The sequence below is a fragment of the Ferruginibacter sp. HRS2-29 genome (assembly GCF_024343615.1).
Taxonomy (GTDB): domain Bacteria; phylum Bacteroidota; class Bacteroidia; order Chitinophagales; family Chitinophagaceae; genus Ferruginibacter.
In genome coordinates, this window is record NZ_RJUB01000010.1 from 151,265 (window position 1) to 175,880 (window position 24,616).

Here is a 24,616-nt window from a genome sequence, read left to right on the forward strand (position 1 = left end):
GTTCTGTAATGTATCACAAATCTACTGCATAATCCCCAGGTTTTTCAGGTCTTCAGGAGTGTCGATATCCATTTCGCCTTGTGGAAAATCTACATAGGCCATATCAAAAATATGTTCTTTCATGATTGGCCTGGCGCCGGTATCACCCTTCAGGCAAAGGAGTTGATCGAAGTAATGATGCTGAAACAACGCCGGAGTGCCAAACGTTCCGGCATAACGGGCGGCAACAATTCCTTTGCCTGTTGATTTATGTTGCGCCAGCAATTCATTTAGAATAGCGGTAGTCACAAACGGTTGATCACAGGGCATAAGAATGACTGCATCCATATCCGGCAATTTTTCCTGTGCAGACAAAATGCCTTTCCTGATCGAAGATGACAATCCGCTCACAGCATCTTCATTAACAAGGATAGTGGCTTTTTGGGCAGGCAACAGGTCTTTTAAAGTTTCGTTTATCACTATAAAAACTTCGGCAACATTTGCCCCAAGGGCAATATTCACCATATGTTCCAGTAAGGAGCTTTCTTTAAAATGCAGTTGCTGTTTTGGTTGTCCCAGTCTCGAAGAAGAGCCTGCCGCGAGAATGATGAGGCCATATTTTTTCGGACTGTTCAACGCACTGATTTTTGGTGGATAGAAGTGTCTTCCTGCACGTGAATGGGCAGTGGCCTGTCTTTCAGCTGCACTACAGTTCGTTTTGAAAGTGCTGCTTTTATTTCCGGAAGGATGGAAAGGGCGATCTCTTCCGGTGTTTCAGCGCCGATATCAAGTCCTGCCGGGCTATGTATAGCCTCAAGATCATCAACCGATAAAACAATTCCTTTTTCTTTCAATTCCTGTACTATGCGTTCCCATTTTTTCTTTGGTCCAAGTATGCCGATGTAAGAAATATTTTGCGACAGCAGTGATGTCAGCAATTCGAGATCGTAATTGTAATTGTGTGTCATCAGTAAAAAAACGGTCTGTTCATCTACCGGGATATTCTGCAGGATCTCCGCGGCATTCAGTACCATCACATTGCAGGCGCTGGTGAAGCGTTCTGCTTTTGCATAAGCCGGCCGCCCATCGATCACGGTTGTCTGCCAGCCGAGGATATGAGCCATATTTACCAAAGGCACAACATCGTTTCCGGCACCGGCAATGATAAGCGAAACAGGCGGTGGCACAAATTCTATAAAAGCGGTAAGGTTAAAATCGGGAGAGACATAGGTTTTAAAAGAAGAAGACCTTGTTTCAAAAGCAATGCGGATATCATCCTGCAAATAATCCTTCAAAAGATGAGGTTGTTTTTTTTCGATAAGCACACCCTCTTTTTTTTGAAGCAGGAAGGTGCCTGGCTGTGGGTTCTTTTTATCTGCGATTGAAAAAACTGTTACAAGTATTGCCGGCACCCTATCGGCTGCAAGCAATTGCAGCATACGCACAGGATGAAGTTCTTCTTCAGAAAGTATCGGTTCTATCAGCACTTGTATGATACCGTTGCAGCCCAGTCCCACACCAAATTTAGCATCGTCTTCATCCATCGTATCATAAGTGACCAGCATCGCACGCCGCTGATGCATTACCAGCAAAGCCTTTCGCAAGGCATCGCCTTCGAGGCAGCCGCCACTGATAGCACCGGTAAGCCGGCCATTTTCTTCAATAAGCATTCTTGCCCCAGGCCGGCGGTACGACGAGCCTTCTACATGCACTACCGTTGCAAGGGCTGTCTGTAAGCCTTGCTGCTGCGCAGTTTTGTATGCCCTGATGATATCGTTGATCTCCTTCAAGTGTGTTTAGAGAGTAGGGATTAGGTTAATGGATAATGTTATAATGGATAATGGATAATTTTTTAGACTGAAATGTTTCTATTGACTGAAAAAAGTTTGGTTGAAAAAAATCAAATATTATCCATTATCCATTATCCATTATAACATTATCCATTATAACATTATCCATTGTAAAGATTATTTCCTTTGGGCAACCCTGTACAATATCCAGCCCATTGCTGCAAAAAATACTACGCCGAGTATGGCATATCCGCCGGCACCCATACTATTGGTAAGCCCATGCTCCATGCTTACTGCATTCAGAAATTTATTGCCGGATTCGCTACCGGAAACAAATGCGACCAATACACCTGCTACGGCTCCGCCAGCCACCAGCCCGGTTGCAAACAAACTGCCTTTGCCCAATTCATCTTCTTCTGGCGTTGTTTCGATGTGCTCTTTTTTCTTTTTCCTGTCTACCAAACCTTTGATGGCACCACCGATCGCGATCGGCAAAGTTGTGGACAGTGGCAGGTATGCGCCTACGGCAAAACTGAGTGATTTGATACCACACAATTCCATAGTGATGGCAAGAAATACGCCAACAAAAACGTATTGCCAGTCGAGGTTGAACGACAGGATACCTTTAATGAGCGTAGCCATCAGGGTCGCCTGGGGAGCCGGAAAAGTTTCTGTACCGATTGTGTGGTGAATATTTTGCGCCAGCAATTCAGCGCTGGGCTTGTCGAGGAATTTTATGGTGAAACCAATTACTATCGAAGAAACAATGGCGCCTATAAATAAGGATATCTGCTGATTGCGGGGTGTTGCACCAACGATATAACCACTCTTAAGATCCTGCGAGGTAGCACCTGCATTAGCGGCAGCGATACAGATCATTCCTCCTACCACCAATACCAACGGCTCGTATGCCTGGCCGGTCCAGCCAACCGCCATGAAGATAAGGCTGGTGCCCATTACGGTAGCAATCGTCATTCCGCTCACCGGGTTATTGGAAGAGCCAATGAGGCCAACGATCCTGGAAGAAACAGTTACGAACAATGCACCAAATATGAGTACAAGAAAACCGATGAGTATTTTCTGAATAATATTGTCGCCAGGCACCTGCGGCAATACCGCGATGAGCACTACTAAGGCAAGACTGCCGATACCTACTATCTTTAGGCTTAGGTCGCGTTCGGTCCTGAGCGTAGTAGTATTGGCTTCTGCAGAATTACTTTTGATGGAGCTGAAACTTCCTTTCACAGATTTTACAATCGTAGGGATCGTTTTTATCAAGGTGATGATACCACCCGCTGCTACCGCACCCGCGCCGATCTGGCGGATGTAGGCATAATAAATAGCAGCAGAATAATCTGCAAATGTTTTGGTAGCAGCGTTCCAGCCGCCCTTACCGCCATCTTTGGTGATGTCTGCGAGATAACCCAATTTGTGTAGTTGCGTAGCAATGATCTCACCAGGTATCAACGTGGCCAGCAGCGGAATAAAAACGAGCCAGCTCAATACGCCACCTGCCACCAATACGCCTGCAATGCGTGGGCCGATGATATAACCTACACCAAGATATTCGGGCGTGATCTCGCCGCTTACTTTTGCCGAAGGGAAAAATTTATTCTTTTGTTCGGTCATGAATTCCGGGGCTTCCGATACGATGCGGAATATTTTTTGAAGGATAGCATAAAGAAAAGCTACCCCCAGCCCCCAGAAAGCTGTCTTGGCAAAATCGCCGCCTTTTTCACCAGCTTTCAATACATCGCCGCAGGCGGTACCTTCGGGGTAAGGTAATGTTTCATGTTCGTTTACAATGAGCGCTTTGCGCAAAGGCACCATCAGCAGGGTTCCCAGCATACCACCCACGATAGCGAGAATAAGTATGGTGAGGTAATTGAAATATTCAGCGCTGCTGGGTGAAGTCAGAAAGAGGAACCCCGGCAGTGTGAATGCCACACCTGATGCGATACTTTCGCCGGCGCTGCCGGTGGTTTGTATGATGTTGTTTTCGAGAATAGTTGTTTTAAAAAATCTTCTTCCCAGGGTGATGGCGATCACCGCGATAGGAATTGAGGCCGATACGGTCAACCCGGCTTTCAAAGCGAGGTATACATTGGCTGCGCCAAAAATGACACCGAAGAAACATCCCAGCAGGACGGATTTGATGGTCAGTTCTTTCATGATGGTTCCCGGGGAAACGAAAGGCTGAAACAGTTTTTTCTCAGACATGAACAGTTGTTTTAGAAAAGGAAGATAATAAAAAAGGCGATACCGATGGGTGTCGCCTTTTTAAACAGTATATTATTTTGGATAGGTCAATCTATTCGGGATGCTGGATGCTGGATGCGGGATACTGGATATTCGTAACAATTGACTTTCGTTAATATCTTCGCTACGATAACCAGCAACCAGTAACCAGCATCCAGTAACTATTCTACGCAGCCCCCGTTTTATCTTTTACGATCTGGTTCAGAGATTTCAATCTTGAATAGATCAGGATACCGCCAATGAATGCGGCCACAACAAGAATAAGGAAGAATATTTTTTTGTCGGTAAAGTCATCCCAGAAACTGGTCATCACACCCGCAACTTTTCCACCAATGGATGTGGAAAGGAACCAGCCTCCCATCATCAATGCGGTCAGCCTTGCAGGAGATAATTTGGATACGAGCGAAAGTCCGATCGGGCTCAGGAAGATCTCACTGATGGTAAATACGAAATAAGTGCCCCAAAGCCACGCCGGGGCTGTTTTGTAACCATAGATAGATGGTACCGACATGATGGCGAATACCATCACCAAAGCCGATAATCCGGAAATGAACATCGCCATCGCAAATTTGGAAGCTGTGGTAGGCTCTTTGCCTTTCTTTCGGAGGTAATCAAAGAATGGTACAAAGAATAATGTGAGCAATACAATGAAGAGCGGATTGATGGATTGGAACAATTCCGTGTTTATAAGCTTCACCTCCTTGCCATTCGGCCATTGGTCTTTTGGAACATTGTTGAAATATGGATCAGGGCCCATTGTTTGCACCACATGTCCGCTATCGTCTTTTACATCTACAAAAAATTCATTCACTTTATTTACCAGCCTTGGTGTATCAGTCACCTGCTGCAGGGGAAATATAGAGCCTGTGATCTTACCGGTAGTTTCAGAAGCCACACGATCCGTATGTTTTTCTGCCCAGATGGTAAGGCCGGTAGAATTCTGATTGTAAATGGTCCAGAATACGATACTTACAGAGAAAATAAAAAGCAGTGCACCGATCCCTTTTTTGTCCTGCCCCTTTGCTTTTACCCAAAGGGAAATATAAAATGCGATGATTGGCAGACAGGCAAAAATGAACGCATCATTTGCCTGGCTTCCCATAATGGTGTTGCCGAAGATCATTGTAGGAACGATCCAGCCTATTGCTGCTGCAATGAGCGCCGGCAAAAAAACATATCCGAAGATCTGTCCGAGCGACATATCTTCTTTTTCCACAGGCTTCTTGATATCGCCTTCTTTCACATGCTTCAGGTTGGCGGCGAGGATGATCATGCCGATCACCAGGCCTACACCTGCAGCGGCAAAGGCATAACCCCAGCCGTATGCATTGCGGAGATAGGCAGCTACGAAGTTGCACACAAATGCACCGATATTGATACCCATATAAAAGATATTGTACGCATTATCTTTTAATGGTTTAAGGTCTTCACGGTTGTAGATATTCCCTAATACGGTAGAGATATTCGGTTTGAAAAAACCATTACCTACGATGATCAATCCAAGAGAAATGTACATCGCTGTATTGCCCGGAAGGGAAAGGCCGAAATAGCCAAGGGCCATCAGGCTTCCGCCAAGAAAGATGGATTTGATATAACCGAGGTACCGATCGGCCACCAGGCCGCCGATGAAAGGCGTCAGGTAAACTAATGCGATGAAACTCCCTACAACATCTGCCCCGATATGCTGCGAAAAGCCTTTTCCACCGGTGGTCGTATCGATCAGATACAAAAACAGGATTCCCACCATCAGGTAGTAGGCAAACCTCTCCCACATTTCTGTGAGAAACAATACAAACAGCGCCCGCGGGTGTTTACCGGCTCTTACAGGAACATTCAGCGTGTCATTTCCATTACTCATATTAAATAATTTAATGCTTGATGGTTGATTTATAATGGCTCAAAGTAATAAAAATCTCCTAGCTTATTCAAATTAGCCTTCATTTTTAAGAAAATCGAAAAACAGGTATCAGCTACCCCGGAATTCTTCGCCTGGATCATTGTCAGTTATCTACTATCGGTTGTCAACCATTTACCGCTTGTAAAAAAAACAGGATTGTTGCCATAACTGAATTAAATTCGCAGCGGCAAACTTGAAACTACATACAATATCTCCTTTCATGAAAATTCTACTTGTCGGTTCCGGCGGGCGTGAACATACGCTGGCCTGGAAACTGAAGCAAAGCAACAAATGCGAAGCCTTGTTCATAGCGCCTGGAAATGCAGGTACAGCACTTACCGGCACGAACCTGGATGTACAGATCAATGATTTTGAAGGCTTGTCGGCTGCCTGTCTCCAGCATTCAATCGAAATGGTGATCGTAGGGCCCGAAGAACCACTGGTGAAAGGCATTACCGACTTTTTCAAAAATGATCCCAACACTGCACATATTCATATCATCGGCCCTTCAGGCGAAGCTGCACAGCTGGAAGGAAGCAAGGCATTTGCCAAAGCTTTCATGAAAAAATATGATATCCCTACGGCGGCGTATGAAAAATTCAACGAAGAAAATTATACCGAAGGGGTAGAATATATACGCAGCCACAGCCTGCCGATCGTATTGAAAGCGGATGGCCTCGCGGCAGGAAAAGGGGTGGTGATCTGTAACAGTCACCTGGAAGCTCTTGCTGAATTTGAATTGATGGTATTACGCTCCAAATTCGGCGAAGCCGGAAGAAGAGTGATCGTGGAAGAATTCCTGCAGGGGATCGAAATGAGTGTATTTGTATTGACCGACGGCAAGGATTATGTGTTGCTGCCGGAGGCAAAAGATTATAAAAAGATCGGGGAAGGCGACAAAGGCCTCAACACCGGCGGAATGGGAGCGGTAAGCCCGGTGCCATTCTTTGATGAAGAGTTGAAGAAAAAGATCACGGAAAAAATAATCAAACCTACCATTGCCGGCCTGCAAAAAGAACAGCTGGATTATAAAGGATTCGTGTTTATCGGCCTTATTGTTGAAAACAATGAAGCCAAAGTGATCGAGTACAATTGCCGCCTCGGCGATCCCGAAACGGAAGTGGTGATACCACGTTTGCAAAACGACCTGGTTGACCTTTTACTCGCTACCTCACAGGGACGCATAAACGAAATTGAGATCGACACCGATCCAAGCACAGCAGTAGCTGTAGTGGCTGTCAGTGGCGGTTATCCCGGAAATTACGAAAAAGGAAAAGTGATTGAAGGGCTGGATTCTGTAGAGATCCCCGGGAGTTTTGTTTTCCATTCAGGAACTAAAAAAAATAAGGAGGAAATCGTTACGAATGGAGGCCGGGTGCTGGTAGTGACTTCTTATGGTGAAAACATCCAGGAAGCTGCCGAGCAATCGACTTACCTGCTGGAGCAACTTTACTTCGAAGACATTTATTTCAGGTCGGATATCGGGTTTGAATTCACAAATAATGGATAATGAAATAATGGATAATGTATAATAATACTTCCCGATTGAAGCACTTAAAATTTCAGCGAAAACTCTCTGGCCGAAAACATTATCCATTATCCATTTTACTATTATCCATCCCGAATAAAAGCTAAAATAATTAGCAAACCGGGACTGGCTGTTATTCTTCCAAAAAATACATTCCTGCGGTTGTACTAAAAATATTTTTTTACCGTTGTAAATCCAATATTTTACAGCAACTTTGCCACATTCTTTTTATTACACGATCGTTACTTAAACATATATGGGCATCTTCAACTTTTTTACGCAGGAAATTGCGATAGATCTGGGTACTGCAAATACCCTCATAATCCATAACGATGAAGTGGTGGTGAACGAACCATCTATCGTGGCCCTGGACAGGAACAATCCTAAAAATCTGCTGGCTGTGGGAAAGAAGGCATTGATGATGCACGAAAAGACCCACGAAAGCATCCGCACCGTACGCCCGTTGAGGGATGGTGTAATAGCCGACTTTAACGCCGCGGAGTTGATGATCCGCGAACTGATCAAGCAGGTGTACTCAAAAAAGCCTTTGTTTGCGCCCAGCTGGCGTATGATGGTTTGTATACCAAGCAGCATTACGGAAGTAGAAAAGAGAGCTGTTCGGGACAGTTGTGAGCAAGCCGGGGCAAAAGAAGTGTACCTCATTCATGAGCCGATGGCAGCAGCCCTTGGTATCGGGATCGATGTGGAAGAACCGGTTGGTAACATGATCATCGACATCGGTGGTGGTACAACGGGCATTACTGTGATAGCCCTTGCGGGAATCGTATGCGACCAGAGTATCCGTATCGCGGGAGATGAATTTACCGCGGATATCATGGAAGCGCTTCGCCGTTACCATAGCCTTTTGATTGGTGAGCGTACTGCCGAACAGATCAAGATCCAGGTAGGTGCGGCAATGAAAGACCTCGACAATCCACCGGACGACATCCCTGTAAATGGCCGCGATCTGGTAACGGGTATCCCTAAGCAGGTAATGGTGAGCTTCCAGGAAGTTGCCGAAGCATTGGATAAAAGCATTTTCAAAATCGAAGAAGCGATCCTGAAAGCGTTGGAAACAACCCCTCCGGAACTTGCTGCAGATATTTATCGCCGTGGCCTGTACATCACAGGTGGTGGCGCTTTGCTGCGTGGTCTTGATAAAAGGATCGCCGCAAAAATTAAATTGCCGGTTCACGTGGCAGACGATCCGCTGAAAAGCGTGGTACGTGGTACAGGAATAGCGCTGAAGAATTATGATCGCTATCCTTTCGTGATGAGATAATATTTTAATACCTGATCGAATTATAATTTAAATAACTGTTGGAACGTGCCTATGGCGCGTTCTTTCAAATCCGAAACAGCCGAAGGCACATTCCGACAGTAAATGAAAATAATTCATCACTCATAATTCATAACTCCCCCGGTGCGTAATATTTTCCTTTTCATCCGCCGCTATTTCAACTTTTTACTTTTCCTGCTCCTGCAGGTGCTCAGCATCTATTTCATTGTTCATTACAGCAAATACCACCAGGCGATGTTTGGCAGTACCGCCAATCGCATTACCGGTAAAGTGAATTCCGAATACAACAAAATAGAATATTATTTTCAACTGAAGCGCACCAACGATTCGCTTGTAAAAGCCAATGAGGCGTTGTACAACAAGCTCAAGGCCGATTTCAACCTGCCGGATACGGTTTCCAAAACTGTGGTAGACACGATGAAGATCGACTCCATCACGCAATACCGCACATTGAATTACCTGAACGCGAAAGTGGTGTCCAATTCGGTGAATTTCAAAAATAATTATATCGTGATCGCCGGGGCGAATGTAAAAAAATTCAAGCCTTCGATGGGGATCATCGACGTGAATAATAATGCGGTAGGCGTGATCACCGAAGTGAGCGGCGATTATGCGGTGGTGATGAGCATGCTGCACAAAGACAGCAAGATCAATGGCAAACTGATGAAAACGGGGGAGACGGGAACGGTTACCTGGGATGGTACATCGCCCAACATCCTTACACTGAGCGGCATTCCGAAGAGCGCCAAAATCGTAAAAGGCGACAGCGTCATCACCAGCGGGTTCAGTACTTATTTTCCAAAAGGAATTTTGATCGGCCGTATTGACGAAATAAACAGCGAAAAATCAACCAGCAATTATACGATCAAACTAAGATCATCCGCAGATTTTTACAACCTGCAATATGTATACGCGATCATTAATTACCAGCAGGAAGAGATCAATAAGTTGTTAGACAAACAAACAAAACAGAATTAAGCGGCGAAATGAGTTTACTCGTAAAGACCATAGTAAGATTTATTTTATTTATCCTGTTGCAGTTTTATGTATTGGATAAGATCCATCTGCAGCAGATGATGGTTACGCCATACCTGTATTTCCTCTTCATCCTCTGGTTGCCTTTCAAAATGCAGCGTGCCTGGGTAATGCTGCTCGGCTTTGCACTGGGTTTCACGCTCGACAGTTTCCGTCATCACCCCGGTTTCCATGCGGCAGCCTGTGTGTTGATCGCTTACGTAAGGCCTTTCCTTATCAATTTCATGATACCGCAGGAAGGCGCCGAAACCAACTATGAAGCGCCTTCGGTGAAAAGCATGGGTGGCCTGCTGCCTTACATGATCTTCGCCGGCACACTTTGCCTGCTGCACAATGCCTGGCTGTTTTTGCTGGAAGCATGGCAGTTTGGAAACGTATGGTACTTCCTGGTAAAAACCCTTCTTTCAACCGCAATAAGCCTGGTGCTGATCGTGATCACCGAATTGATATTTGTACGGAAGCAGAAGTTTAAAACGAATACTATTTAAGAGTTATGAGTTATAAGTTGTTTGTGCGACCTTTATAATTCATAATTTATCACTTATCACTTATCACTCAAAACTTATAACTTTCATCAGTGTCTGTCTTTAACCAATCAAGAAAAAATGTGATCATGCTGGTTTTTATCGGCATGTTTCTCGTCATCCTGTTGCAGCTGGCGCACCTGCAGCTTTTCTCTTCCGAATACAAGGACATTGCATTGGTGCAGGGTACATTCCGAAAAGTTATTTATCCCGACAGGGGGATCGTATACGATCGTCATCGCAACGCGATCCTGCAGAATACTACCATCTACGATCTGATGGTGACACCCAACAAACTCAAGGGCATCGATACTATGGCCATCTGCGGCATCCTCGGCATCGATACGGCACAGTTTCATAAAAAAATCGTAGAAGTGATCATCAAGAACGGCAGGGCCAGGCCTTCTGTTTTTGAAGCGTTGCTTACAGAAAATAAGATGGCAAGGCTCAATGAAAGCATGTACAAATTTGAGCCGGCGTTTTATTTACAGGAACGTTCCGTGAGAAGTTATCCTTATGATGCTGCCGCAAACGTACTCGGCTACACCGCGGAAGTGGATACCAATTTTTTGAAAAAACATAAGGATGAAGGATATGTTTCCGGCGATTATGCCGGTATGACGGGCATTGAGCGCACCTATGAAAAAGTGCTCATGGGCGAACGCGGGATCGAATACTGGAAACGTGATAACAAAAACAGGTTGACTGAAAAACTGGAAAAAGGGAAATTCGACACTTCTGCTGTTGCCGGGCAGAATGTGCATACTTCACTCGATATAGAATTGCAGGAGCTCGGCGAAAAACTGATGCAGAACAAACTTGGTGCGATTGTAGCGATCGATCCCAAAACCGGCGGTGTGCTGGCTATGGTTAGCGCCCCTACATATCAGCCCAAATATCTTACCGGTGCCGAAAGGCGAAAACACTTTTCTGAATTGTTCCTCAACCCTGCACTGCCATTGCTCAACCGTACGGTGAGTGCGACCTATTCTCCGGGTTCTACTTTTAAAACATTGCAGGCGCTCGTAGGTTTGCATGAAGGGGTAATTTCCACGCAGACAACCGTTTCCTGTGGTGGTGCATTTTACGGATGTGGGTCCGGAAGGCCGATGGGTTGCCTCGATCGCGGAACATTCAATATGCAAAGCGCCATCACAGTATCGGATAATACTTATTTCGCTACGGTCATGCAGCGTGTGATCAACAATCCGAAATATCCCAACATCGACAGCAGCCTTGCCAACTGGGACAGGTATATGTACGCATTCGGCCTTGGCCATAAACTGGGTGTGGATGTGCCTTCGGAAAAAAGAGGAAACATTCCCACCCCGGCATATTACGACAAATCATTCGGTAAAGGCAAATGGGGCTTTTGCAACTTCCGCTCGGTGAGTATCGGGCAGGGTGAAGTGGATGTGACGCCGATACAGGTGGCGAACGAAATGGCCTATATCGCCAACCGGGGCTGGTACATCACGCCGCATGTAGTGGATTCGATAGAAGGGGGCGATAAATTTGAAATACTCGAACAGTATCGCCAGCGCCACAGCGCCATCGATATCCCGGATAGTATTTTTGAAGTGGTGCACAATGGTATGCAGGGTGTGATAGAACGTGGAACGGGTGGCGGAGCAAGGGTTCCGGGCATTGTGGTTTGTGGTAAAACGGGTACGGTAGAGAACTATTACCGTGGTGTGAAACAACAAAACCACTCTTTCTTTTGTGCATTTGCCCCAAGAGATAATCCGCAGATCGCTATCATGTGTGTGGTGGAAAACAGCGGGCGTTTTGGCGGTACATATGCAGCACCGATCGTAGGGCTGATGATTGAAAAATACCTGAAAGATTCCATTACTGATAAAGCTAGGCTGGCGAGGATAGACCAGCTTTCGAACCTCAACCTGATGCCACCGAGGATCTTTGCGGAAATACGCCGCCAGGATTCCATGCGGCACTCGAAAGACTCTGCTTATCTTTTTGCAAAAGGATACATCAAAGTAGTGAAGGATACTACCGAAATTGAAGATGATGACGACGCGATCAATAAGATGATCAAAGAGAAAGAAACGACGAAAAAAGAAAAAGAGAAAAAAGACAGCAGCAACCAGGCAACCATCATAAAAAACGAAGCTGTGCTGCCGGATAATAAACGCAAACCTTCCAACGATTCACTGACAAAAAATAACCGCTAAGTTTTTATGTATCAAAAAAATCCTTCCATATCGAAAGGGGTAGACTGGCTGATGGTATGGTTATATGCGCTCATCGTGATCATAGGATTGGTATGCATATTTTCTGTGGAATACAAAAGCGGGGAGAGTGTGGTGCAGACTTTACTGGGGTTCAAAAAAAATTACAGCAAGCAGCTTTTTTATTTTGGAGCCTGCATTGTAATAGCAACATTTATTTTGCTCACGGACAGTAAACTGTTTACTGCCATGGCAAACCTTTCTTACCTGGTAGGAATTGTATTGATACTAGCCACATTTATTCCCGGTATCGGTAAAGAGATCAAAGGCTCACGAAGCTGGATCCCATTGGGTTTCATGAATCTGCAACCGGTAGAATTATGTAAAATATTTACTTCACTGGCATTGGCTAAATACCTGTCGATGCAGGAAACAGATTTTCAAAAACCCAGGTCGCAACTTATTGCGGCAGCCATTGCCTTCACCCCCGCAGTATTTTCCATCCTACAGGGTGAAACCGGGTTGGCATTGGTATATTTTTCTTTTCTTATCGCTATGTACCGCGAAGGCCTCCCTCCGGGATACCTGATCGCCGGCGTAGCCATGGCGGTATTGCTGGTAGTGTCTTTACTGTTTCATACCAAAACATTGCTGATCGCTTTTGCCGCATTGGCGGCGATATTCCTGTTTTTCAACAGAAGGCAGATACGCAGAAACAAACAATTGCTTTTCATTGTGCTAGGCGCATGGCTCGTGTGTTCGCTTTTTGTGGGAGTTGCGGTTCCTTTTGTTTTCAATAAAGTTTTTAAAAAATACCAGGCCGACAGGATATTCAGCATGGTAGGGGTGGAAAATCCTTTTACGGATAACAAAACCGGGTCACTTTCTCCCGAAGAAGAAAAGCTCAAACAAAAGAAAAGTGAGCAACAGGATTACAATGTAAAACAATCCAAGATCGCGATAGGCTCAGGCGGGCTTGCAGGTAAAGGCTTTTTGAAAGGCACGCAGACGCAGGGCGATTTCGTACCCGAGCAGCACACCGATTTTATCTTTACTTCCGTAGGGGAAAACTTCGGCTTCTGGGGATGTGCCGGTTTACTGATGCTCTACCTCATCATGTTGCTGCGCATTGTAAAGATCGCGGAGCGACAACGAAGTACCTTCAGCCGCGTTTATGCATACTCGGTAGCCGGGATCATATTCTTTCACGTGGCGGTGAATATTTGTGTCACCATCGGCCTTGCGCCGGTAATCGGTATCACATTACCTTTGATGAGTTATGGCGGTTCGTCGCTGATAACTTTCACCATATTATTATTCATCCTCATAAAACTGGATGCCGACAGGCAGATGGTCTTGAGATAGATGTTAGTTGTTAAATGTTAGTTGCCAGCCACTCTAATCTGGCTCCTTCTAACATCTACATCTAACAACTAACAACTGTTTCTTATGCAAATCATTCCCCTCAGCGAAGGCGCTTTCACCATAGACAAAACAAAAGTTTTTGTTCCTTTTGATAAAGACAAAGACGATCTCCAGGAACGTGCACTCGGCAGCCTGCTGGTAGAAGTACAGCCTTTTGCGATCGTTACAAAAAAAGATATACTGCTGATAGATGCCGGGCTTGGCTTTAGTAACCGCGATGGTGTGCTGCAGATCCATCAGAACCTGCTCGACAATGGCATTAACCCCATGGAGGTGACGAAAGTGCTGATGAGCCATCTGCACAAGGATCACTCCGGCGGCGTGAGCAAGGAAGACAAGATATTGGGCGCCAGTTTCCTGAGTTTTCCCAATGCTCAGTATTATGTAAATAAGGATGAATTTGACTACGCGATCGAAAAAGGCAGCCCGTCTTATACTCCCGAAGAATTCAGGATATTAGGTAATGCCGGCAACGTGGTATTCACTACCGGCGATGGAATGATCGATGATTATATACGTTACGAAGTATCCGGCGCACATAGCCCTTTTCACCAGGTTTTCTGGATAGAAGAAGATGGGCAGAAAGTATTTTTTGGCGGTGATGTTGCCCCGCAACTGCAACAGATGAAAAGCCGCTTCATTGCAAAATACGATTATGATGGAAAAAAATGTATGGAACTCAGGCAGGAGTGGTGGGAGAAAGGGCAGGCAGAACACTGGACATTCCTGTTTTATCACGATATAAAAACTCCCATGATTGCCCTGTAAAAAAGGAGGCCTGCCCTAAAAAGAGCTGGCCGTTGCTAACCTATGAAAAACACCTATCACAAAAATATATTAAAAAAATTGACATGCAAGCATAAATCTTATTTTTTTCTAAGGTATTATGTAATTGATTGATAAATGTTTAAGGAATAAACTTATAGGCACAAAAAATCCCTTTAGAAATAAAGGGATTTTTTTATCGTAATAAACTCATGTTATTCCTGCATCATCATCTTCTGCCTGAGATAGCCGTTTCCTTTACCTTGCTGGCGGCGCTTGCGCAACACTTCCAGCATTTTATCCCTGAAACCTGCGTCTATCTTGAAGAAATTATTGGTACGGTCAACGCCTAATACCTTGATGAACCTGTCCTGGTATTTCTTTTTGATGTTCAAAGCCTGCTGCTGCCTTTCGAGTTCGTTCTCATTCATATTGGCAGTTTTGATCTCTGCATCAAACTGGGAATGTACCGGCCAGAAGCTTTTGGCCTCATCTTCCGTCAGATTAAGTTCACGGGTGATGTAAGCGATATACAACGCCTGGGCCTTCTGACCTTTCTGGTTATTATTGCCCGGCTGGGCAAAAGCCATCGATATGCTGCTGATGAAAATGCTGATATATAGTATAAATTGTTTCATAACGGTATTAATTATTCAGGTTTACTTTTTTTAAAAAATTGTCCAGTGTATTGTCATCAATGATATATTCCTCAGCACTGGGCAGGTTGGTGTCATCCACCACAGTTGATGCTACCAGTGCGGCATCCACATTTTCGCCATTATCTGTGAGGTATTGCTCGATGTCTTTATCAGACAGAGAATTCAATTCCTTGTCAAAGGTCTTGTTTTTCAAAATTGTATTCGCTTCCGCCATCAGTTCAGCCTCGTAGCCGTTGACTTTCCCCTGTGATTTATTACCCGCAAGGTTGAAAATGCTTAGGCCGATCACCCCTGCTACCACTGCGGCGGCCATATACCTGATGATACGATTGTTTGCCTTCAGTTGCACCACTTTGGCTTGCGGAGCTATATTTTTGAGTGCTTCGCTGCTGATACCGTCAAAATATCCTTCCGGTACGGTGAAGACATTCCTTTTACCGATCGCGGCGATAGCCGGCGACAGGGAAGATATTTCTTCCACAACGGTCTCTTCGGCCTGTGATTTTATCTTATTTAAAATAGAGGAAGCCAATCCGTCGAAATAGCCTTCGGGAACCGACATCGCCGGTGTTGCAGCTTTGCTGAAAGAAAGGGGCTGGTCGGGTTGTAAAAGTTGTAAAACGTTCGCAGGCAATTCATTAAAATAGTTATCCGGCACGCTGAACACATTTGTATTCGGGATGGCGGCCAATGTAGGGCTGAGTGATAATAATTCCGCTGATATTTCTTTATTGCTGGTCATGCTGCGCTTGTAGACTGTTATATATGCTCAAAGTTTAATGATTTAGGATAAAATCTTCGATCTTTTTTACCGCGTGGTGATAGCTGGCCTTTAATGCCCCTTCGCTGGTTTCGAGCACACGGCTCATCTCTTCGTAAGGCATTTCGTCAAAATAACGGAGATTGAACACGATCTTCTGCTTTTCCGGAAGCCGCTGAATGGCCATCTGTAGTTTCCATTCGAGTTTTTTACCATCAAAATGTTTATCCGCTACCAGTTTATTACTCATATAACTATCATCGTCGCTGATAGAGATAGCGGAACGTTTTTTCTGCTGTTCCAGGAAAGTAAGGCTTTCATTCGTGGCAATCCTGTACATCCAGGTATATAACTGGCTGTCTTCCCGGAAATTATCGAGATTCTTCCACACTTTGATAAACATATTCTGCAGCACATCATTGGCGTCCTCATGGTCTACTACCATACGACGGATATGCCAATATAATTTTTCCTGGTATTTTTTTATGATAGCCGTATAGGCCCGTTCCTTGGTTGCTTCATTTTTAAATTCGAGCAACAATTCTTTATCATCCTGATAGTCGGCCATAATAATGTTGAAATATGCAAATATAATCAATGGATAATGGTATAATGGATAATTGATAATTCTTCCTGTCTGAAAATATTTCAAAAATCGGAAAACGGTGTAAGCTAAAAGTATTATCCATTTTACCGCTATCAATTATCCATTCATTATTATCTCCCAAAATCATCCCCGTATTCTTCCGCATATTTTTCATAACGTTTGATAAGGGCGATATTCTTTTTTTCTATATCAGTCAGTTCATTTTTAATGTCGATGGTATTAGGTACATACCAGTCTTTATTTTCAAATTCTTCGCGGAGCGCTTTTTTCCGGAAGCAAAAACCATGACGGGCAAATATCTCGTTGCGCATCATCTCCAGTTCAGGTTTCATCAGGTTTTCAACGTCTTCTTCTTTCAGCAATCTTTTGGAAGCCTGTGGATATTGTCCTACGTCCTGCAGGTAACTGAATGCTTTTCTTTGCAGGCTGTATTCTTTTTCTTTGAGTGTGGCTGTAGGTTTGTTGGGCTTCCATGAACCTTTTACCACATCGGGTTGTGTGGCGTCGATCGTGAAATCAAACGCGCCATCGTATTGATCATCGCCGGGCTCTTTGGCCACGATATTATATTTTCCGTTCAGCTCTTTTACCGTTCCTTTAAAAGGGCGGTCGTTGCCGCCCACCACAGTGCGTCCTTCTATGCTGTCGGCAGTAGCTTTGATGATGAGCAATGTGATCTTGTTATCACCAAAAGAACCCACATATGAGCCCAGCAGGTTAATAGCAGCCACCACCGGATTTGCAGCAACTGTATCTTTATTTGTATTTTTATCGCCGTCAGGGGTTTTGCTGCTGTTGTTGCAGCTGAAAAGAGCCGCCAGCAAAGTGCAGGCGAGAAAATATTTTTTCATAAAGTGTTGTTTCATGTAAAATACAAATTTTTGACAGCAACTAAAAAAAACATCGTTAACATTTTCTTATTATCTGCGCTGGCATTTTTCTCTTTCCTGATGCTGCGGATCATGGTGTTGTATATACCTGTGCAGACGGATGTGGCTTTTCTGCAACTGAAACAGCCATACATTCACATCACCGAATGGAGGATAGCTTTCTTCATTCATGTGTTCAGCAGCATACTCGCATTGCTGGCCGGGTTTACACAATTTTCTAAAGACTTTCTCAAAAAATATCCGAAGCTGCACCGGAAACTCGGTTATGTATATGTCGTTAATATCCTCATGGTGACGGGGCCGGCGGGTTTGCTGATGAGTTTTTATGCCAACGGGGGGATCACTTCCAGGATTGGTTTTGTATTGTTATCTGTGCTCTGGATCAGCACTACCGCGATTGCTTTGTATAAGGCGGTAAAAAAACAATTCACTGCTCATCGCATTTTCATGATACGCAGTTTTGCACTCACGCTTTCTGCCATTACGTTGCGGATATGGAAAGTTGTATTGGCGAATTATACGGATATTCCGCCGATGGATCGTTACCGGATGATCGCGTGGTTGGGGTGGACCTTGAATTTATTGGTGGCGGAATGGATTATCTGGAGAACTATTACACGAATTAATGCGGATTATACGAATCAGCGGAGATGACTACTGCTATAAGGATAAGGAATTCGTGTAATAAATTCAGGTGAAATGTTTTGCCAGCAGCGCGATCTGCCCCAAATGATAGGCATCGTGTTGTATGATCCCGTGAATATGTTCGTAATGAGTATAATGATTGGCCGGGTAATGATTTTGGAGATCGTCGTCTTCCATTTTTTGTAAAAAATCTTCCCATTGCTGTTGTGTTTCTTCCAATATTTTCAACGTTTCTTGCCAGGCTTTTGCGGAATTGTCTTCTACCGGTAAAAAATAATTGTGATCCGGTGATGGGATAACGGTGCCGTGTACCCGCTGCAGTACAGTTTTGCGCCAGTTGATAAGATGGTTGGTAATTTCCCAGATAGAATTCATGCCTGGAGCGGCTCTTTTAGCAGCTTGTTCGGAAGTGATATTTTCAAGGGTTCCCAGCAAGGTGATAGCGAGCCATGGATCGCCGTTGTAAAGGTTTTTAAACAGGGCTTTGATGCGTGTAGTTTCTTTCATAGACGGCTGCATTATTTCCTGTAAAAATAAAAAACCATCCTTCAACGGGATGGTTTTTGTATGAGTTATTGATAAATTTATTTTTTTCTGGCCAGCACCTTATCAGCCGCTGCTACGATATTATCCGTATCCAGTCCGTATTTCACCAGCAGGTCAGTAGGTTTGCCGCTTTCACCGAATGTATCGTTGGTGCCCACGTATTCGATCGGAACAGGGAAATGTGTTGCTGCCACTTGTGCAATGCTATCGCCCAATCCGCCGATGATATTATGTTCTTCGCAGGTAACGGCGCATCCTGTTTTTTCGATAGACGCCCTTACTGCTTCCACATCCAGTGGTTTGATGGTATGTATGTTGATGAGGTCTACGCTTATTCCTTTAGCTTCCAGTATTCTTGCTGCTTCTACGGCTTTCCATACAAGATGGCCGCAGGCGAAAATGGAAATATCTTTTCCTTCGTTCAGTTGCTGTGCTTTACCGATCACAAAATCTTCTTCTTTGGTGAAGATTGGCCATACCGGGCGCCCGAAACGCAGGTAAACAGGCCCTTCGTATTTAGCAATGGCTTTGGTAGCGGCTTTTGTCTGGTTGTAATCCGCAGGTACGATCACGGTCATGCCCGGTAACATTTTCATCAGGCCGATATCTTCCAGGATCTGGTGTGTAGCGCCATCTTCACCGAGTGTAAGCCCGGCGTGGGAAGCGCATATTTTTACGTTTTTATTGCTGTAAGCAACACTCTGGCGTATCTGGTCGTATACACGGCCGGTGCTGAAGTTGGCGAACGTTGTAGTGTAGGGGATCTTACCGCCGATGGTAAGGCCTGCGCCGATGCCGATCATATTGGCTTCCGCGATACCGCACTGTATAAACCTTTCGGGAAATTCTTTGATGAATCCCTGCAGCTTGAGTGAGCCGGCAAGATCAGCCGTGAGGGCTACTATATTTTCATTTTCACGGGCGGCTTCCAGGATGCCATCACCAAACCCGCTACGGGTATCTTTATTTCCGGTTACTTCTATTTTATCCAGCATGCGTATGAATTTTTATGTATCGCAAGGTACTAATGAATTACGAATTAATAATTACGAATTACGAATGAGATTTCCGGTTTGGAAGAATTGGTAATTCGTAATTATTAATTCGTAATTGAATTCTGTTTCTTTTCCCAATCCCAGGCGGTCTGCATCATTGCTTCCAGGTCGTATTGCGGATCCCAGTGTAGTAATGTTTTGGCTTTATCGTTGTTGGCGTAAATGGCTATCACATCGCCCGGGCGCCTGTCGGCCAGCACATAGTTCAATGCCTGGCCGCTTACTTTTTCAAACATCCTGATCACTTCCAGCACGGTATACCCATTGCCGGTACCGAGGTTGAATACGTCACAGCTTGTTTCATTCCTTCCTTCGATCAGGTAATCCAGCGCCAGCGTATGCGCATGCGCAATGTCGGATACATGGATATAATCCCTCAGGCAACTGCCGTCTTTTGTAGGGTAATCCGTGCCGTATACCTGCATCTGGGGCAGTTTGCCGATGGCGGTCTGTGTGATACCAGGAACCAGGTTGGCCGGCCTTCCCAATGGAATTTCGCCGATAAACCCGCTCGGGTGGGCCCCTACAGGATTGAAATACCGCAACAGGATGGCATTCATATCAGGATAACTGTTGATCGTTTGTTTTACGATATCTTCTCCCATCTGCTTGGTACTGCCATACGGCGATTCGGCCGGCTTGAACGCGGTATTTTCCGTTACCGGGATCTCGTCGGGATTACCATACACCGTACAGGATGAAGAGAACACGACATGCGGCACATGAAATTCTTCGGCGCAGCGTAATATGTTGATGAGTGAGTTGAGATTATTATCAAAATACATCAGCGGGTTTTCCACCGATTCGCCTACTGCTTTGTAGGCGGCAAAATGTATGATGCCGGTAATGTCTTCATTTTCCTGGAAGATGGCGAATGTGTCATCGAAATTGCAAAGATCAACCGTATAATTTTTTACTTTTTTACCAATGATCTTTTCAACGCCGTTTAATATATTGATGCTGCTGCGGCTGTTATTATCTACCGAAATCACTTCATATCCATTTTGAACCAGATCAACGATCGTATGCGATCCGATGTAGCCGCAACCACCTGTAACCAATATTTTTTTCATCAAGTGTAAGAGTTTTGCTAAAAATACGGAAAAAAGGTGTAGAGATCAGAGATTAGCGTTTGCGTGGAGTTTAGAGTTCAGGGGTTTAGAGGTTTAGGAGTTTAGAGTGTGATGACGTCTTACTAAACTTCTAACCCTCTAAACTATTTCAGGAAATAATGTACGATGTAATAAATGATCGTAGCGAATATGGCACTGATAGGAATGGTGATGATCCAGGCCCATAGCAGGTTTACCGTAACGCCCCAGCGTACTGCCGAAAGCCTTTTGGTAGCGCCCACACCAATGATAGAGCCGGTGATCGTGTGAGTGGTACTTACCGGTATCTTCAACATTTCGGTGATGAACAAAGTGAGCGCACCTGCAGATTCCGCGGCAACACCCTCAAACGGTGTCACTTTGGTGATCCTGGTTCCCATCGTTTTGATGATCTTCCAACCACCACTCATCGTGCCAAGTGCTATCGCCGTATAACAGGCCAGCGGAACCCAGTTAGGCATTTCGCTGAATTTCTCGATCTTGCCACTGCTGATCAACGCCACAGTGATGATACCCATTACCTTCTGCGCATCGTTACCACCATGGCCGATACTGAATGCCGCGGATGAAACCAGCTGCATTTTTTTGAACCATCTTTCAGATTGTGCGTAATTGAGGTTGCTGAGGAACAACGAGAAAATACTGAGCGAAATGATGATGAACCCGATCAGCACCCATTTGAAATTGTGCGAATGGAACAATACTTTCAGGATATAACTTTCGTAATGGGTTTTTAGTTTGGAAGGATCCGTTTCAATCACATTGCAAAGCAGAATGATCGTACCGGCAATGATGGCCAGCGCAACGATCTTTGGCAGGATGCCCTTGCGGAATGAATTGAGGAACCACATCGAAATGATGAAAGCCACTACCATACCAAGTATCGGCGCTACTACGATGAAGCCGATGATCTTTAGCATGATAGGTGTATTGATCACGCTGAAGCTACCCGCCGAAGCTACCGCGGCACCCGTGAAACCACCGATCAATGTATGTGAGGAACTCGATGGTATTCCGTACCACCAGGTGATCAGGTTCCAGATGATGGCGGCGATGAGACCGGAAAGGATCACTTCGAGCCCGATGGAACCGTTCACTGTTTTGGCGATCGTTTCGCCCACACCATGATCCTTGAAAATGAAGTAAGCCACAAAGTTGAAAAGTGCCGCCCATACCACCGCCTGGAATGGCGTGAGCACTTTGGTAGACACGATCGTTGCGATAGCATTGGCCGCGTCGTGAAACCCGTTGATATAATCAAATATAAGCGCCAGTACGATGATGGCAATGAGCAGTATTGGTAAATCTGGCATTGAGTTTTATTTTAGTGCTTATTGTCGTTAAGACAATAATGCTGCATTCAATTCTTAATTCTTAATTCTCAATTCTTAATTGATTAAGAGTATTTTACAATGATCGATTCGATCACGTTGGCCGCATCTTCACATTTATCGGTTACGATCTCCATTACCTGGTAGATCTCCCTTTTCTTGATCACTTCTTTCGCATCCGGTTCTGTAGCGAACAGCCTTTCGATGCTCATGTCAAAAATATCGTCGCCCTGGTTTTCAATGCTGTTGATGGCTACCAGCGCATCGGTGATCTGGCGCATATTCTTCATATTACGCAGTTCCGTTACTGCTTTATGCACCTGCACACAACCCAATGCTATCAGGTCGCCCATTTTCTGGATACCGATATCATCAGGGTTTACCCTGTAAAAATTGATCTTTTTGGCTGATGCATATATATAGTCAGCGATGTCATCCAGCGAGGAAGCGAGGTAGTGAATATCTTCCCTGTCGAAAGGGGTGATGAAGTTTTTTCCTAATTCAGTGAAGATCTGGTGGGTGAAATCGTCATTCACATGTTCCATATCTTCAATTTCTTTGATCAGTCTTCCACGTTTGTCAAAATCCGGTTCCCGTACAACTTCCCGGAGTTTGTCGCCCATTTTTACGAGCTCTTCCGCCACATTTTCAAATAGTTGGTAAAAAACCCTGTCTTTCGGTAAAAAAAATTTGAGTATTGCATTCACTCCCATGGTAATTATATTTGGTGCAAAAATAAATTTATCCTTTTGTTAAGGTACATCCTTTTAATTGGTAATGATTTCTTAACATAGTGGTAATATTAAATTATTACAAGCCTGATCCATAGTTAATATGCAACTGCTAAAACAAAAACTGCTGATAATTGCGCTGATGCTTACGGGTTTATGTACCAGGGCCCAGTTCCTGATGGATATGGTGGATACCACATCCGAAACGGGGAAAGGCTTGCTGAGCATTTACAAAAAATACGACCACCTGCGTTTTAGCGGGTATATCCAGCCAGAATTCCAGGTGGCAGGCTCCAAAGGGATAAAAACTTTTGAAGGCCCCAATTTTGGCGAACGGGTAAGTAACCGTTTTCTTTTGAGGCGAAGCCGTATACGAATAGATTATGCGCATTTCAACGAGGAGCACGCGGCAGGTGTACAGTTCGTATTTCAGTTTGATGCCAACGAACGCGGCTTTACAGTAAGAGATGTATGGGGCAGGATCTTTGAAAATAAACTCAAGCTCTTCGCATTTACCACGGGTATGTTTGCCAGGCCTTTCGGCTACGAGACCAACCTCAGCAGCAGCGACAGGGAAAGCCCGGAGCGTGGCCGCATGAACCAGACACTCATGAAAAGCGAACGTGATCTTGGGGCGATGGTAAGTTTTGAAGCCAGAAAAGAGATACACCCTTTTAAAAATCTGAAAATAGACGTGGGATTGTTCAACGGGCAGGGGATTGCTTCCACGGGAGAGTTTGATAACAACAAGGATCTTATTACAAGAGTTTCTTTGAAACCCACCAAACTCGATAAGGAAATCACGCTTTCGGCAGGGGCTTCCATGTTGTACGGCGGCCTGGAGAATAATACAAAATATTACTTTACTACTGTGAATGTTGCTGGCGGTAAGCAGGTGCATGTAGATTCATCGGCGAGCAACCTTGGCCAGGTGGAGCCGAGGAGATATTACGGGGCCGATGCGCAATTAAAAATAAAGACAAAAGCAGGGGTCACAGAATTTCGGGGTGAAGTGATCACCGGTAAACAAACAGCCAACGCCAACAGCAGCGAAACGCCGGTAGATCTGCTTACAGGAACAAGTGGTTTTTACACCAGGAATTTCCGGGGCGCTTATTTTTATTTGCTCCGCAACATTTTTTCTTCCAGGCACCAGCTCATCCTCAAATACGATTTCTACGATCCTAATACCAAAGTAAGCAAAACAGAGATCAGTTCCGCCGCCGGATTCACCACTGCGGATATAAAGTACAATACATTGGGTTTGGGCTATATCAATTATATAACACCTAATGTGAAACTAGTTTTGTATTACGCAAAAGTTACCAACGAATCCACCAGCCTGTCGGGATACACGAAAGACGTGAAGGATGATGTATTCACGTGCCGGCTGCAGTTCAGGTTCTAGAAATGTATGATGTATGCTCTATGATGTATGATTTCATTCGAACCGGAAGTCATTCATATACTTAAACGTCTTCCATCCTGAAGAGATCATACGTCATACATCTCATATCATACATGCCTTAACATTCCCTTAATACAGCGTTAACCTTTGCATAACATTCTGTTCATTTTGCCGTAACATA

General features: G+C 44.7%; 22 protein-coding genes. 9 read left to right on the forward strand and 13 right to left on the reverse strand.

The annotated features are described in order from the left end of the window. Positions 1-21 precede the first annotated feature (21 nt). The 4 genes from EGI32_RS05875 to EGI32_RS05890 all read right to left on the reverse strand — a co-directional run bounded on the left by EGI32_RS05875 (position 22) and on the right by EGI32_RS05890 (position 5,886). Positions 22-615: an NTP transferase domain-containing protein gene (locus tag EGI32_RS05875; protein WP_255154449.1), complete on the reverse strand. Its 594-nt coding sequence runs from the start codon at positions 613-615 to the stop codon at positions 22-24. Further along, positions 612-1,769, reverse strand: coding sequence for an XdhC family protein (locus tag EGI32_RS05880; RefSeq protein ID WP_255154450.1), 1,158 nt, complete (start codon positions 1,767-1,769; stop codon positions 612-614). Before EGI32_RS05880 ends, EGI32_RS05875 begins: the two co-directional genes overlap by 4 nt. Before the next feature lie 177 nt (positions 1,770-1,946). Continuing rightward, on the reverse strand, positions 1,947-3,989 hold the full coding sequence (locus EGI32_RS05885) for an OPT family oligopeptide transporter (RefSeq protein WP_255154451.1): 2,043 nt from the start codon (positions 3,987-3,989) through the stop codon (positions 1,947-1,949). A 205-nt stretch (positions 3,990-4,194) separates the two neighbouring features. Continuing rightward, complete coding sequence (locus EGI32_RS05890) at positions 4,195-5,886, reverse strand: peptide MFS transporter (protein ID WP_255154452.1); 1,692 nt, start codon at positions 5,884-5,886, stop codon at positions 4,195-4,197. A 259-nt stretch (positions 5,887-6,145) separates the two neighbouring features. On the opposite strand from EGI32_RS05890, the gene purD reads away from it, so the two are divergent. The 7 genes from purD (at position 6,146) to EGI32_RS05925 (ending at position 14,694) form a co-directional block, all read left to right on the forward strand. Beyond that, entirely contained in the window at positions 6,146-7,435 is a 1,290-nt protein-coding gene (gene purD, locus EGI32_RS05895; protein WP_255154453.1) for a phosphoribosylamine--glycine ligase, read from the forward strand. 274 nt (positions 7,436-7,709) lie between these two features. Continuing rightward, positions 7,710-8,735 carry a rod shape-determining protein gene (locus tag EGI32_RS05900; protein ID WP_255154454.1) on the forward strand — a complete coding sequence of 342 codons (1,026 nt, stop codon included), beginning with the start codon at positions 7,710-7,712 and terminating at the stop codon, positions 8,733-8,735. Positions 8,736-8,876: 141 nt separating this feature from the next. Next, entirely contained in the window at positions 8,877-9,731 is an 855-nt protein-coding gene (gene mreC, locus EGI32_RS05905) for a rod shape-determining protein MreC (RefSeq protein ID WP_255154455.1), read from the forward strand. 8 nt (positions 9,732-9,739) lie between these two features. After that, the gene (locus EGI32_RS05910; RefSeq protein ID WP_255154456.1) at positions 9,740-10,276 is read left to right on the forward strand and encodes a rod shape-determining protein MreD; all 537 of its coding nucleotides are present in this window, start codon (positions 9,740-9,742) and stop codon (positions 10,274-10,276) included. Positions 10,277-10,401: 125 nt separating this feature from the next. Continuing rightward, a complete protein-coding gene (locus EGI32_RS05915) occupies positions 10,402-12,504 on the forward strand; it encodes a penicillin-binding protein 2 (RefSeq protein WP_255154457.1) in 2,103 nt (700 codons plus the stop codon). A 6-nt stretch (positions 12,505-12,510) separates the two neighbouring features. Further along, positions 12,511-13,866: a rod shape-determining protein RodA gene (gene rodA / locus EGI32_RS05920; protein WP_255154458.1), complete on the forward strand. Its 1,356-nt coding sequence runs from the start codon at positions 12,511-12,513 to the stop codon at positions 13,864-13,866. Positions 13,867-13,950: 84 nt separating this feature from the next. After that, the gene (locus EGI32_RS05925) at positions 13,951-14,694 is read left to right on the forward strand and encodes an MBL fold metallo-hydrolase (protein WP_255154459.1); all 744 of its coding nucleotides are present in this window, start codon (positions 13,951-13,953) and stop codon (positions 14,692-14,694) included. Between the two features lie 212 nt (positions 14,695-14,906). Here the strand turns inward: EGI32_RS05925 and EGI32_RS05930 are convergent, their stop codons facing one another. From EGI32_RS05930 to EGI32_RS05945, 4 genes are all read right to left on the reverse strand, one after another. After that, entirely contained in the window at positions 14,907-15,329 is a 423-nt protein-coding gene (locus tag EGI32_RS05930; protein ID WP_255154460.1) for a hypothetical protein, read from the reverse strand. Positions 15,330-15,336: 7 nt separating this feature from the next. Beyond that, entirely contained in the window at positions 15,337-16,092 is a 756-nt protein-coding gene (locus EGI32_RS05935) for a hypothetical protein (protein WP_255154461.1), read from the reverse strand. A gap of 34 nt (positions 16,093-16,126) precedes the next feature. Next, positions 16,127-16,678 carry an RNA polymerase sigma factor gene (locus EGI32_RS05940; RefSeq protein ID WP_255154462.1) on the reverse strand — a complete coding sequence of 184 codons (552 nt, stop codon included), beginning with the start codon at positions 16,676-16,678 and terminating at the stop codon, positions 16,127-16,129. Between the two features lie 149 nt (positions 16,679-16,827). Then, the gene (locus tag EGI32_RS05945; protein WP_255154463.1) at positions 16,828-17,568 is read right to left on the reverse strand and encodes a YARHG domain-containing protein; all 741 of its coding nucleotides are present in this window, start codon (positions 17,566-17,568) and stop codon (positions 16,828-16,830) included. A 30-nt stretch (positions 17,569-17,598) separates the two neighbouring features. Between EGI32_RS05945 and EGI32_RS05950 the strand changes: the two genes are divergently transcribed. Beyond that, positions 17,599-18,261, forward strand: a complete 663-nt coding sequence (locus EGI32_RS05950) for a DUF2306 domain-containing protein (protein WP_255154464.1) — start codon at positions 17,599-17,601, stop codon at positions 18,259-18,261. A gap of 36 nt (positions 18,262-18,297) precedes the next feature. Here the strand turns inward: EGI32_RS05950 and EGI32_RS05955 are convergent, their stop codons facing one another. The 5 genes from EGI32_RS05955 to EGI32_RS05975 form a co-directional block, all read right to left on the reverse strand. Next, positions 18,298-18,759: a DinB family protein gene (locus EGI32_RS05955; RefSeq protein ID WP_255154465.1), complete on the reverse strand. Its 462-nt coding sequence runs from the start codon at positions 18,757-18,759 to the stop codon at positions 18,298-18,300. A gap of 77 nt (positions 18,760-18,836) precedes the next feature. Beyond that, positions 18,837-19,793 carry a transketolase family protein gene (locus EGI32_RS05960; protein ID WP_255154466.1) on the reverse strand — a complete coding sequence of 319 codons (957 nt, stop codon included), beginning with the start codon at positions 19,791-19,793 and terminating at the stop codon, positions 18,837-18,839. Positions 19,794-19,897: 104 nt separating this feature from the next. Next, positions 19,898-20,926 (reverse strand): UDP-glucose 4-epimerase GalE, encoded by a 1,029-nt coding sequence (gene galE, locus EGI32_RS05965; RefSeq protein WP_255154467.1) that lies wholly within the window; start codon positions 20,924-20,926, stop codon positions 19,898-19,900. A gap of 143 nt (positions 20,927-21,069) precedes the next feature. Further along, positions 21,070-22,278: an inorganic phosphate transporter gene (locus EGI32_RS05970; protein ID WP_255154468.1), complete on the reverse strand. Its 1,209-nt coding sequence runs from the start codon at positions 22,276-22,278 to the stop codon at positions 21,070-21,072. Between the two features lie 83 nt (positions 22,279-22,361). Further along, positions 22,362-23,009, reverse strand: a complete 648-nt coding sequence (locus EGI32_RS05975; RefSeq protein ID WP_255154469.1) for a DUF47 domain-containing protein — start codon at positions 23,007-23,009, stop codon at positions 22,362-22,364. A gap of 121 nt (positions 23,010-23,130) precedes the next feature. Here EGI32_RS05975 and EGI32_RS05980 point away from each other — a divergent pair, with 121 nt between their 5' ends. Beyond that, entirely contained in the window at positions 23,131-24,435 is a 1,305-nt protein-coding gene (locus tag EGI32_RS05980) for a porin (protein ID WP_255154470.1), read from the forward strand. Positions 24,436-24,616 lie beyond the last annotated feature (181 nt).